Origin of the sequence: Methylopila capsulata (genome assembly GCF_016907975.1) — a bacterium.
GTDB classification, from domain to species: domain Bacteria; phylum Pseudomonadota; class Alphaproteobacteria; order Rhizobiales; family Methylopilaceae; genus Methylopila; species Methylopila capsulata.
Genome location: NZ_JAFBCY010000001.1, coordinates 269,672 through 281,675, shown reverse-complemented (window position 1 = coordinate 281,675; position 12,004 = coordinate 269,672). Strand labels below are relative to the sequence as shown.

At 70.2% G+C, this 12,004-nt stretch carries 8 protein-coding genes; 6 read left to right on the top strand and 2 right to left on the bottom strand.

The window, feature by feature from the left end:
* The first annotated feature begins 163 nt into the window (after positions 1-163).
* From JOD31_RS01250 to ppx, 4 genes are all read left to right on the top strand, one after another.
* Positions 164-1,339 carry an AI-2E family transporter gene (locus JOD31_RS01250; protein ID WP_204948508.1) on the top strand — a complete coding sequence of 392 codons (1,176 nt, stop codon included), beginning with the start codon at positions 164-166 and terminating at the stop codon, positions 1,337-1,339.
* Between the two features lie 8 nt (positions 1,340-1,347).
* Positions 1,348-2,031: an HdaA/DnaA family protein gene (locus tag JOD31_RS01245; protein ID WP_204948507.1), complete on the top strand. Its 684-nt coding sequence runs from the start codon at positions 1,348-1,350 to the stop codon at positions 2,029-2,031.
* A 104-nt stretch (positions 2,032-2,135) separates the two neighbouring features.
* A complete protein-coding gene (locus JOD31_RS01240; protein ID WP_204948506.1) occupies positions 2,136-4,337 on the top strand; it encodes an RNA degradosome polyphosphate kinase in 2,202 nt (733 codons plus the stop codon).
* Positions 4,330-5,901: an exopolyphosphatase gene (ppx, locus tag JOD31_RS01235; RefSeq protein WP_271206142.1), complete on the top strand. Its 1,572-nt coding sequence runs from the start codon at positions 4,330-4,332 to the stop codon at positions 5,899-5,901. Before JOD31_RS01240 ends, ppx begins: the two co-directional genes overlap by 8 nt.
* A gap of 33 nt (positions 5,902-5,934) precedes the next feature.
* On the opposite strand, the gene rnd is transcribed toward ppx, so the two are convergent.
* Complete coding sequence (rnd, locus tag JOD31_RS01230) at positions 5,935-7,185, bottom strand: ribonuclease D (protein ID WP_204948505.1); 1,251 nt, start codon at positions 7,183-7,185, stop codon at positions 5,935-5,937.
* Positions 7,186-7,325: 140 nt separating this feature from the next.
* Here rnd and aspS point away from each other — a divergent pair, with 140 nt between their 5' ends.
* A complete protein-coding gene (aspS, locus tag JOD31_RS01225; RefSeq protein ID WP_204948504.1) occupies positions 7,326-9,098 on the top strand; it encodes an aspartate--tRNA ligase in 1,773 nt (590 codons plus the stop codon).
* 9 nt (positions 9,099-9,107) lie between these two features.
* Here the strand turns inward: aspS and JOD31_RS01220 are convergent, their stop codons facing one another.
* Positions 9,108-11,090: a hypothetical protein gene (locus JOD31_RS01220; protein ID WP_204948503.1), complete on the bottom strand. Its 1,983-nt coding sequence runs from the start codon at positions 11,088-11,090 to the stop codon at positions 9,108-9,110.
* 173 nt (positions 11,091-11,263) lie between these two features.
* On the opposite strand from JOD31_RS01220, the gene JOD31_RS01215 reads away from it, so the two are divergent.
* Positions 11,264-12,004 (top strand): hypothetical protein, encoded by a 741-nt coding sequence (locus JOD31_RS01215; RefSeq protein ID WP_204948502.1) that lies wholly within the window; start codon positions 11,264-11,266, stop codon positions 12,002-12,004.

The window sequence follows — 12,004 nt, the reverse complement described above, 5'->3', positions numbered from 1 at the left end:
ACGCGCAACCGCGCGCCCGCGGCGACGCCGTCCATAGGGCGTCTTGACCCCCGACGCGGCGGGAGCATATCTCGCGACTGCGAAGGCGTTTCTGCGGGCGCGCAAACGCGAAGCTGGGCCGGACGCGGCCCCGGGCCCCGGGGCCGTCAGCGAAAGTCGACCAATGACGTTGCAACGGCAGCTTCTGTTCTGGCTGGGGGCGCTCGCCGTCCTGGCGATCTTCCTGCTTCTGTTCTCCGGCATCCTGCTGCCCTTCGTGGCCGGCCTCGCGCTGGCCTATCTGCTCGATCCGATCGCGGACCGCCTCGAGCGGCTCGGCCTGCCGCGCATCGCCGCGACGGTGGTGATCCTGGCTTCGGTGCTCGTGCTGTTCGTCGCGGTCATCATGCTCGTCGCGCCGCTGCTGGGGTCGCAGCTCGCGAGCTTCATCGAGCGCCTGCCGCAGACCGTGCAGAAGCTTCAGGAGCTGGTGTCGAGCCAGCCCTGGGTGGAGCGCATGGTGGGGCAGGGGATGGGGCAGCTCCGGTCCTCGTTCGGCTCCTTCGTCAGCCAGGGCGTCAACTGGGCGACGTCCTTCCTCGCGTCGCTCTGGACCGGCGGCCAGGCGCTGGTGTCGATCCTGAGCCTGCTCGTGGTCACGCCCGTCGTCGCCTTCTACATGCTGATCGACTGGGATCGCATGGTGGAGACGGTGGACAGCTGGACGCCGCTGCGGCACCGCGAGACCATCCGCCGGCTGGCGCGGGAGATCGACGGCGGCGTCGCCGGCTTCGTGCGCGGGCAGGCGCTGGTCTGCCTTTTGCTCGGGACGTTCTACGCGATCGCCCTCAGCATGATCGGGCTCAACTTCGGCCTGCTCATCGGCCTCGGCGCCGGGCTGATCGGCTTCATTCCCTATATCGGCTCGATCACCGGCCTCATCGTCTCGGTCACGGTCGCGATCGTCCAGTTCTGGCCGGACTGGGCCATGGTCGCGCTCGTGCTCGGTATTTTCGTCGTCGGGCAGTTCGTCGAGGGCAACATCCTGCAGCCGCGGCTGGTCGGTCGGTCGGTCGGCCTCCACCCGGTGTGGCTGATGTTCGCGCTGGTCGCCTTCGGGTACCTCTTCGGCTTCGTCGGCCTGCTGGTCGCGGTGCCGCTGGCCGCCGCCGTCGGGGTGCTCGTCCGGTTCGCGCTCGATCGCTATCTGGAGAGCCCGTTCTTCACGGGCGAGGAAGGACCCGCCGTGCTTCCGGGCGGCCCCTCAGGCGCGAGCCTGTTCGGGCCGAAGTTCACCCCGGCGCAGCCGGCCGAGGCGATCGCGGCGCCCCCGCCCGCGCCCTCCGCGGACGCCGTCTGAGCCGCCGCATGGTCCGCGACGCGCCGCGTCAGATCCCGCTGTCGCTGCCCCACGTGGCGCGCTTCGGCGACGAGGACTTCCTCGTCGCCGCGCCCAACGCCGAGGCTCACGCTCTCGTGGTCGGATGGCCGCGCTGGCCCGACCGGCTGCTGCTGCTCGTGGGTGGCCCCGGCGCCGGCAAAAGTCATCTCGGCGCGATCTGGGCGCGGGCGAGCGGCGCCGCGGTCACGACGACGCCGGACGCGGCGATCGCCGCGCTGCGCGCGACCGGCGAGGAGCCGCGGGTGCTGCTCGACGGCGCCGAGGGCGCCGACGAGAACGCGCTGTTCCACGCCCTCAACCTCGCGCGGGAGCGGCGGGCGCATCTTCTCGTCGCCGCGCGGAGCGTGCCGACCGCGCATTGGCCGGCGCTGCCGGACCTCGCCTCTCGCCTGCGGGCGCTCCCCGTCGCGCGGCTGGAGGCGCCGGACGACGCGACCATGAAGGCGGTCCTTGTGAAGCTGATCGCCGATCGGCAGCTTGTGGTGGAGGCGGATGTGGTCGAATACGTCGCGCGCCATGCCGAGCGGTCGCTCGGCGCGCTCAGGGATCTCGTCGACGCGCTCGACCGGGAATCGCTCGCGCGGGGCAGGCCGGTCGGCCGCGGTCTCGCCGCGGATGTCCTCGCCCGCATGAGGGACCAGGAAGACTGAAGATGGACGTCGCCAAACCGTCACCCGTTCGTCGTATGCAACCGCGCCGCGCCCGGAAGCCTGCGCCTCCGCCGGCTGCGCCGACACCGACGGAGACTGAGCCGATGGCCGAGATCGCAAGCGTGCCGCCCCGGGCCGCAATCGCCGAAGCCAAGCTGGAGTCGGCGCCCGAGCCTGCCGCCTCGCACCGCCATGGCGATCCCTCGCGCTTCGTGAACCGCGAGATCTCCTGGATCTGGTTCAACCGCCGCGTGCTGGAGGAGGCGTCGAACGCCTCGCATCCGCTGCTGGAGCAGCTCCGCTTCCTCTCGATCTCCGCGAACAATCTCGACGAGTTCTTCATGGTTCGCGTGGCCGGCCTGCGCGGCCAGCTGCGCTCGGGCCTTGTGGAGACCAGCCCCGACGGACTGTCGCCGGCCGAGCAGCTGGCGAAGATCGGCGAAGTCGTCTCCTCGCTCGCCCGCGACCAGCAGATCCGCTGGCTGGAGCTCCGGGCCCAGCTGGAGGCTTCCGGCATCTTCCTGGTCGAGGCGTCGGCGCTGTCGCGGACCGAGCGGCTCTGGATCGAGGACTACTTCCTCAACTACGTCTTCCCGGTGCTGACCCCGCTCGCGGTCGATCCGGCGCACCCGTTCCCGTTCATCCCCAACCTCGGCCTCACCATCGCGCTGCAGCTCGCCCGGCAGCGCGACGCCCGCCCGCTGAACGCGCTGATCCGCATCCCCGCGCGAATCGACCGCGCCATCCGCCTCCCGGAAAGCGAGCCCGGCGTCACCCGGTTCATCGGGCTGGAGCAGGTGATCGGCCTGTTCATCGGGCGGCTGTTCCCGGGCTACGAGGTCAAGGCGCAGGCCGGCTTCCGGGTGATCCGCGACAGCGACCTCGAAGTGGAGGAGGAGGCGGAAGACCTCGTCCGGCTGTTCGAGAGCGCGCTGAAGCAGCGCCGGCGCGGCTCGGTCATCCGGCTGGAGATCGAGAACACCATGCCGCCGGAGCTGCGGGCCTTCGTGGTGGCCGCGCTCGGCGTGTCCGACGACGAGGTCTTCGTGGTCGACGGCGTGCTCGCGCTGGGCGACCTCAGCCAGATCGTCTCGATCGATCGGCCGGACCTCAAGTTCAAGGCCTACAATCCGCGCTTCCCCGAGCGCGTCCGCGACGCCGGCGGCGATTGCTTCGCCGCGATCCGCGAGAAGGACATCGTCGTCCACCACCCCTACGAGAGCTTCGACGTGGTGGTGCAGTTCCTGAACCAGGCGGCACGCGACCCGAACGTGGTGGCGATCAAGCAGACGCTCTACCGCACCTCGTCCGACAGCCCGATCGTGAAGGCGCTCGCGGAAGCGGCGGAGGCCGGCAAGGTCGTCACGGCGCTGGTGGAGCTGAAGGCCCGCTTCGACGAGGAAGCCAACATCCGCTGGTCGCGCGACCTGGAGCGCGCCGGCGTCCAGGTGGTGTTCGGCTTCATCGAGCTGAAGACGCACTCCAAGCTGTCGCTGGTGGTGCGCCGCGAGGGCGGCGGGCTCACCACCTACTGCCACGTCGGCACGGGCAACTACCACCCGATCACTGCGCGCATCTACACCGACCTGTCGTTCTTCACGGCCGATCCCGTGATCGGGCGCGACGTCGGGCGGCTGTTCAACTTCATCACGGGCTACGCCGAGCCCGCCGAGCTCGAGCGCATGGCGGCCTCGCCGCACACCCTGCGCAAGCGCTTCCTCGGCCACGTCCAGGAGGAGATCGAACACGCGAAGGCCGGCCGTCCCGCCGCGATCTGGCTGAAGTGCAACAGCCTCGTCGACCCGGAGATCATAGACGCGCTGTACGACGCCAGCCGCGCCGGCGTGCAGGTCGACTGCGTGGTCCGCGGCATGTGCTCGCTGCGGCCCGGCGTGCCGGAGCTGTCCGAGAACATCCGGGTGAAGTCGATCGTCGGCCGGTTTCTCGAACACAGCCGCATCTACGCCTTCGGCAACGGCCACGGGTTGCCGTCGCCGCAGGCCCACGTCTACATCTCGTCGGCCGACCTGATGCAGCGCAACCTCGACCGCCGCGTCGAAGCCATGCTGCCGATCCTTAACCCGACGGTGCACGAGCAGGTGCTCGACCAGATCATGGTGGCGAACCTCAAGGACAACCAGCAGAGCTGGGCGCTGCTGCCGGACGGAACCTCGCGCCGCATCGTGCCCGTGGAGGGCGAGGAGCCCTTCAACGCGCACCAGTACTTCATGACCAATCCGAGCCTCTCGGGACGAGGGAAATCCGTGAAGACAAGCTCACCGAGACGGCTGGCCAAGCGTGGCTGAGGCCCCGATCGCGCCGGCGGACGCCGCCGAAGCCGGACGGGCGGCGGCGGCGTCCAAGCGCCACCTGCCGCCGGGTCGTCTGCCCTGCGGCGCGCCGGTGGCGATCATCGACATCGGATCGAACTCGGTCCGGCTCGTCGTCTACGAGGGCCTCACCCGCGCCCCGACGGCGCTGTTCAACGAGAAGGAGCTGTGCGCTCTCGGCCGCTCCGTCGCCGTCACCGGCAAGCTGTCGGACGCCAGCATGGCGAAGGCGCTGGCGGCGCTCCGGCGGTTCCGCGCGCTGAGCGACGGCATGGGCGTCGAACGGCTTCACGTTCTCGCCACCGCCGCCGCGCGCGACGCCGAGAACGGGGCCGCCTTCATCGCCGAAGCGGAGAGCATCTGCGGCGTCAGGGTCGGCCTGCTGTCGGGCAAGCGCGAAGCGGAGCTTTCTGCGCTCGGCGTCGTCTCCGGCGTCTACCGGCCGAACGGCGTCGTGGGCGACCTCGGCGGCGGCAGCCTCGAGCTCGTCAACATCTCGAAGACCAAGGTCGGCGAGGGGTCCACGCATCCGCTCGGCGGCCTCCGCTTGCAGGACGCGTCCGACCGCTCGATCAAGAAGGCGGACCGTCTGGTTCGCGACGCGCTCGACGAGGCCGCGGCGCTGGGCAAGCTCAAGGACCGGGTGTTCTACGCCGTCGGCGGCACCTGGCGCGCGCTCGCCCACATGCACATGGTGCAGAAGAACTACCCGCTCCACGTCCTCCACGGCTACACCATCCCCGCGAAGGAGGCGCTGGAGTTCTGCCGCCTCGTCCGCCGCGTCGATCCCGAGACGCTGCCGGGCGTGTCGACCGTGTCCTCCGAGCGTCGCCCGCTGCTCGCCTACGGCGCGCTGGTGCTCGAGCACATCATCCGGATCGGCAAGCCCAGCGAAGTCACCATGTCCGCGCTCGGCGTCCGCGAAGGGCTGCTGTTCGAGCTGCTGGACGACGACGGCCGGCGCCAGGACCCGCTGATCAGCACCGCGACCGATCTCGGCTACCTCCGCTCGCGCGCCCCCCGGCACGGCTTCGATCTGGTCGACTGGACCGACCGGCTGTTCCGCAGCGTCGATCTCGACGAGGAGGTCGAGGAAAAGCGCTGGCGCCACGCGGCCTGCCACCTCGCCGACATCGCCTGGCGCGCGCATCCCGACTACCGCGGCCAGCAGAGCCTCGAGACCATCGCCCATGCGGCGCTGACGGGGCTTGATCACCCCGGCCGAGCCTTCATCGCGCTCGCGGTCTACTACCGGCACATGGGCCTGCTCGACGACGAGTCGAGCCCGCGCATCCGCGAGATCGCCTCCACGCGCATCCTCGATCGCGCCCGCATCCTCGGCGGCGCGATGCGGGTGGGCTACCTCGTCTCGGCCTCGGTGCCGGGCGTGCTGGCCCGCACCCCGCTCACCATGCGCAAGGGCGTGCTCACGCTCCGGCTGCCGGCCGAACTCCGCGACCTCGCCAGCGACCGCCTGCGGAACCGCTTGACCAAGCTCGGCAAGATGCTGGCCCGGCCGACCGCGATCATCGAGATCTGAGCGTTTTCCGCTGGTGTCCCGGCTCGAGGCCGGTCAGTCGCCGGCGACGGGGGCGCTCGCAGGCTCGGCGAAGCGCTCGCCGCGGCCTCCGCGGCGGCGGCGGGGCTGCGGAGCGGGCAGGGGGCCGTCCTCCGCCGGATCGCGCGCCAGCGTCACCACGCGCCCGCGCTCGACCGCGAGCGCAAGCTCGCCGGCCTTCAGCTTGAGCGCCTTCTCGCCGAACAGCTCGCGCCGCCAGCCATGCATGGCCGGGACCTCCGCTGCGTCGTCGGCCGCGATACGCTCCAGGTCGTCGCTGTTGGCGATGATCTTGGCGGCGACCGCGTTCTGCTCCGCGATCATGCGAAGCAGAACCTTCAGCAGTTCGACGGTCGCAGGGTTCGCGCCGGCCGCGCCGCGATCGCGGTCGATCTCCGGCAGACCGGCGGGGTCGAGCGCGAGCCCGCGCGCGACCGCCTCCAGAATCTCCTGGCCCGCCCGCGAGCGTTCGTAGCCCCGCGGAAAGGTGCGCAGGCCGCCGAGCGCCTCGGCGGTCTTCGGGGCGCGGGTCGCGACCTCGAGCAGGGCGTCGTCCTTCAGGACCCGGGAGCGCGGGACGTCGCGGCCCTGCGCCTCGCGCTCGCGCCAGGCGGCCACCTCCATCAGCACGGCGAGATCGCGCTGTTTCTTCACGCGCGAGCGAAACCGCTGCCACGCCTCGTCCGGTTCGGCGCGGTAGGTCGCGGGGGAGGTAAGCACCTCCATCTCCTCGACCAGCCACTCGGCGCGGCCGCGCTTGACCAGATCGGCGGAGAGCTTGGCGTAGACCGTCCGGAGGTGCGTGACGTCGGCGATGGCGTAGGTCACCTGGTCGTCCGACAGCGGGCGCCGGCTCCAGTCGGTGAAGCGCGAGGATTTGTCGAGCGTCACGCCAGTCGTGCGCTGCACCAGCTGGTCGTAGGAGACGCTGTCGCCGAAGCCCAGCACCATGGCGGCGATCTGGGTGTCGAACACCGGGTGCGGCACCAGGCCGGCGAGATGATGGAAGATCTCGATGTCTTGCCGCCCGGCGTGGAACACCTTCAGCACGCCCTCGTTCGCCATCAGCTCGAACAGCGGCTGGAGGTCGATGTCCGGCGCCAGCGCGTCGACCACGACCGGGCCTTCCTCGTCGGCGAGCTGCACGACGCAGAGTTTCGGCCAGAAGGTGGTTTCGCGCAGGAACTCGGTGTCGACCGTCACGAAAGGGGAGCGGGCGAAGCGGGCGCAGGCGGCGGCAAGGTCGGCGGTCGAGGTGATCATCATGTCGTCTCCGCATATAGCGGAGTCGGTCGCCGGTGTCTCCGTGCTCGCGCCGACATCCTTGACAACATCGCCGCCTGCATGCCGTGGTCCCGCGGCCTTTTACGGCCTCGCAAGGCCGAACGATCCGGGACGACATCACGATGCACCGCTACCGCACCCACACCTGCGGCGAACTCCGCTCCGACCATGTCGGCGAGACCGTTCGCCTGTCCGGCTGGGTTCATCGCGTCCGCGACCACGGCGGCGTGCTGTTCATCGACCTGCGCGACCACTACGGCCTGACGCAGGTGGTCGCCGATCCCGACAGCCCTGCGTTCAAGCTGGCCGAGACGGTGCGCTCGGAATGGGTGATCCGCATCGACGGCGCGGTGCGCACCCGCCCCGCCGGCACCGAGAACGCCGAGCTCCCGACAGGTCAGGTCGAGATCTACGCGAAGGAGATCGAGGTTCTGGGCCCTGCGGCGGAGCTGCCGCTGCCGGTGTTCGGCGATCAGGACTATCCGGAGGAGACGCGTCTCCGGTACCGCTTCCTCGATCTGCGCCGCGAGAAGCTGCACAAGAACATCATGACCCGCGGCGCGATCATCGACGCCATGCGGTCGAAGATGAAGGGGCAGGGGTTCTTCGAGTTCCAGACCCCGATCCTGACGGCGTCGAGCCCCGAAGGCGCGCGCGACTTCCTGGTGCCGAGCCGCATCCATCCCGGCACGTTCTACGCGCTGCCGCAGGCGCCGCAGCAGTACAAGCAGCTGATCATGATGAGCGGCTTCGACCGCTACTTCCAGATTGCGCCCTGCTTCCGCGACGAGGATCCGCGCGCCGACCGCCTGCCCGGCGAGTTCTACCAGCTCGACCTCGAGATGAGCTTCGTCGAGCAGGAGGACGTGTTCGCCTCGGTCGAGCCCGTGATCACCGGCGTGTTCGAGGACTTCGCCAACGGCAAGCCGGTGACGAAGAACTGGCCGCGCATCCCCTACGCCGAATCCATGACGAAGTACGGCACCGACAAGCCGGACCTTCGCAACCCGCTCGTCATGCAGGACGTTTCCGAGCACTTCCGCGGGTCGGGCTTCAAGGTCTTCGCGCGCATGCTGGAGACCGAAACCAACCGCGTGTGGGCGATCCCCGGGCCGACCGGCGGCAGCCGCGCGTTCTGCGACCGCATGAACTCGTGGGCGCAGAGCGAGGGCCAGCCCGGCCTCGGCTACGTCATGTGGCGCGAGGGCGGCGAGGGCGCCGGTCCGATCGCGAACAACATCGGGCCGGAGCGCACCGCCGCGATCCGCGACCAGCTCGGCCTCAAGGACGGCGACGCCGCGTTCTTCGTGGCCGGCGACCCCGCGACCTTCGTGAAGTTCGCGGGCCTCGCCCGCACCAAGGTGGGCGAGGACCTGAAGCTCGTCGACCACGACCGGTTCGAGCTCGCCTGGATCGTCGACTTCCCGATGTACGAGTGGAACGAGGACGAGAAGAAGGTCGACTTTTCGCACAACCCCTTCTCCATGCCGCAGGGCGGCCTCGACGCGCTGAAGGGGCAGGACCCGCTCACCATCAAGGCGTTCCAGTACGACATCGCCTGCAACGGCTACGAGATCGCCTCCGGCGGCATCCGCAACCACCGCCCCGAGGCGATGGTGAAGGCGTTCGAGATCGCGGGCTACGGCGAGGAGACGGTGGTCGAGCGCTTCGGCGGCATGTACCGCGCGTTCCAGTACGGCGCGCCGCCCCATGGCGGTATGGCGGCGGGCGTGGACCGCATCGTGATGCTGCTCACGGGCTCGACCAACCTGCGCGAGATCTCGATCTTCCCGATGAACCAGCGCGCCGAGGACCTGCTCATGGGCGCGCCCTCGCCGGCGACGCCGCAGCAGCTCAAGGACCTGCACATCCGCCCGGCGCTGCCGAAGGCCTGACCCGCCGCGTCACCCGTCGCGGGTGACGATCGTCAGGTCGAGCGCCTGGGCGAGGCCGACGGGGCCGAGCCCGATCAGGCCCAGCACCCGAAGCAGGCGCGTGTCGGCGCCCTTCGGGGTGATCGCCACGTCGAGCGCCCCGCCCTTGCGGATGAACAGCGCCAGCGCGCGCCCCGAAGCGTCGGCCGAGGGTCCGAGGATGCCCACCACGGTCTGCTCGACCTGCTGCGCGAGATCCTCGCGGTAGACGTCGGGCGGGCGGCCGACGCGGTCGGCGGCGTAGGCGAGCGCGGCGGCGAGACCGCCATGGTCCACGACCTTCAGCGCGAAGGGGTCGACCGTCACGTCGGACAGCTTCTCGACCAGTTCGCCGCCGCGTTCCACGGCGACCTTGGGATCGACGTTGGCGAGCGAGCCGGTGAGGCTCACGTCGGCGACGCCTGGGGCGTCGTAGGCGAGCTGCTCCAGCTTGAGGATCTGCGTCGTGGCGTCGAGGGAGACGTCGGCGGCGAAGCTCAGGTTGATCTCCTCCACCCCGGCGTCCTGCAGATAGCGTCCGACGCGCCACCGCGGGGGCAACGGCGCCTGAAGTTGCTCCACGGCGACGCTGATGTGGTTGGGCAGGTCCGAGGCGACGTCGCCGCGCTGGCCGGTGCGCAGCTTGCCCACGCGCACGACGTCGCCGTTGCGGGTGATCTCGACGTTCGCGAGTTCGGCCGAGGCCGCGCGCGGGGTCAGCCCCATCATCCTGTCCGCCGGCGGCGTGCTCGTGAGCAGGATCTTGTCGTCGCCGACCTCCTGGGCGTAGGCGAGAAGCCCGGTGGCGTCGAAATCGGCGATCGCCCCGCTCCCGGCCGCCGCCGAGCCCTCCGTCGTCTCGGCGCGGAAGGCTTCGAACCGCAGGCCGCCGACCCGGCCGTCCGCGACCGCCGTCGCCTCGACAAGTCCGGCCGAAACGCTGCGGGGCCCTACGACGTCGAACGACAGCGTGGCGTCGTTGGCGGCGGCCCGGCCGATCGCGACCGCGCGCACGCCGTCTACGGCCATCAGCATCATCTGGCGGACGTCAGCGGGCGTCAGCGGCTTGCCCGACCGCGCCTTGTCGGCGAGCTGGTCAATGGCCTGGGTCGGAAACGCGAGGGGCCTGAGGGCGAGCGCTTCGAGCGTCAGCCGCCCGACGGTCGCGTTCACCACTCCATAGGAGGCCGTGGGCGCCCGCAGCGAGGCGCCTTGCACCTCGGCACGCGCCACGGCGATCTCGCGTTCGCCCTGGCCGTCGCCGGCCTGGAAGCGCATCAGGGTGGGCAGGCTGACGCCCTCGAGCGTGGCGGCGCCGAGGTGGAGCGCATTGGTCTCCTCCGCGCCGACGCCGGGCGGCGGGAGCATCGAGACCTCGACGCTCTCGATCGTGGCCCGGCTGACGACGCCGTCGGTCGCGGCGCCCAGCACGACGTTGCGGATCGTGCGGGTCGCCTTGAGGTCGGCGTTGACGCTCGTCATCTCGGGCGCGCGCGCGCCGCGGATCGACACCTGGGCGATCATGTCCGCCTGAGTCCGCGCGGCGCGACCGACGCGGGGCGGACTGACGAGGCCCTGTGCCGGACCCTCGTAGCCGTCGACCTCGATCGTCGGAATGGTGAGCGTCTCGTTCGCGAAGGCGACGGTGACGTTCTCGATCCGGATGGTGTCCGCCACCATGCGGTCTTCCCTGCCGCCCGGCCGATGGACCGTCACGCGGCCGATCTGGATCTTGGCGCCGCCGGCGCCCGGGGAATCGACCGCGACGTCCCTCACGACGAGCGACTGCTGGAACAGGTCGTAATCGACCTCGCCACGGCTCGCGACGGCCGTGTTCAGCCGCCGGATCCGCTCCAGCGCCCTGTCCACTTCCGAGGCGGCGAAGCGGTTCGCGACCGCAGGCGCCAAAGCGAGACCGACGAACGTCAGGCCAAGCGCGAGCGCCGCCCCGATGACTCCATGCCGCTTCTTCATACGCGCGGATGATCTCCCTTTCGACGACGCGCCCGGCGCGCCCGACACTTAGCGTTCACACGCACGGTCCAGTTCCGTCCTGCGCGCGACGACCGCTGCGCTTGAAAGCCGGCCGCGTTCGCAGGCATGGTGCCGCCGCTCCGACGTCGTCCCCATGCCCGAGGCTGCCTGCCATGACGCAAACATTCATCTGCATCCGCTGGGGCAGCATGTACGGCGCGGATTACGTCAACAAGCTCTACGCAATGATAGCTCGCAACACGCGGCGCCCGTTCCGACTGGTCTGCTACACCAACGACCCCGCCGGCTTCCGGCCGGAGGTGGAGAACTATCCGCTGCCGCCGATCTACATGCCGCAGAGCCACATGTGGAAGTCGTGGCGCAAGGTCTCGCTGTGGGCGCGCGAGCTCGAGGGTATTTCGGGCCGCGTGCTGTTCCTCGACCTCGACGTCGTCATCACCGGCGACCTCGATCCGTTCTTCGACCACGCCCCCGAGGCGGACTTCGTGGTGGCCGAGAACTGGACGCAGATGGGGAAGGGCATCGGCAACACCTCGGTCTATCGGTTCGACGTCGGCGCCTATCCCGAGATCTACGACGCCTTCATGAAAGATCCGGCGGGCACGATCGCCAGCCACCCGAACAGTCAGACCTACATCTCGCGCACGATCGGCGAGCGGAAGCGCTACTGGCCCGCGCCGTGGTGCGTCAGCTTCAAGCACAGCCTGTTGCCCGCCTGGCCGCTGAACTTCGTGAAAACGCCCGAGCTGCCCGTGGACGCCAAGGTCATCTGCTTCACCGGCCGCCCCAACCCCGACGAGGCGCGCGACGGCCGCTGGCCCGCCCCGCCGCTTAAGCGGATCTACAAGCACGTGCGCGCCACGCCGTGGATCGCGGCCAACTGGCGGGAGTGA

What these genes read in the sequence shown, in the direction of transcription:
- JOD31_RS01245 (WP_204948507.1), top strand. Translation starts at nt 1,348, where the DNA reads ATGGTCCGCGACGCGCCGCGTCAGATCCCGCTGTCGCTGCCCCACGTG.
- JOD31_RS01220 (WP_204948503.1), bottom strand. Translation starts at nt 11,090, where the DNA reads ATGAAGAAGCGGCATGGAGTCATCGGGGCGGCGCTCGCGCTTGGCCTG.
- JOD31_RS01215 (WP_204948502.1), top strand. Translation starts at nt 11,264, where the DNA reads ATGACGCAAACATTCATCTGCATCCGCTGGGGCAGCATGTACGGCGCG.
- aspS (WP_204948504.1), top strand. Translation starts at nt 7,326, where the DNA reads ATGCACCGCTACCGCACCCACACCTGCGGCGAACTCCGCTCCGACCAT.
- rnd (WP_204948505.1), bottom strand. Translation starts at nt 7,185, where the DNA reads ATGATGATCACCTCGACCGCCGACCTTGCCGCCGCCTGCGCCCGCTTC.
- JOD31_RS01240 (WP_204948506.1), top strand. Translation starts at nt 2,136, where the DNA reads ATGGCCGAGATCGCAAGCGTGCCGCCCCGGGCCGCAATCGCCGAAGCC.
- JOD31_RS01250 (WP_204948508.1), top strand. Translation starts at nt 164, where the DNA reads ATGACGTTGCAACGGCAGCTTCTGTTCTGGCTGGGGGCGCTCGCCGTC.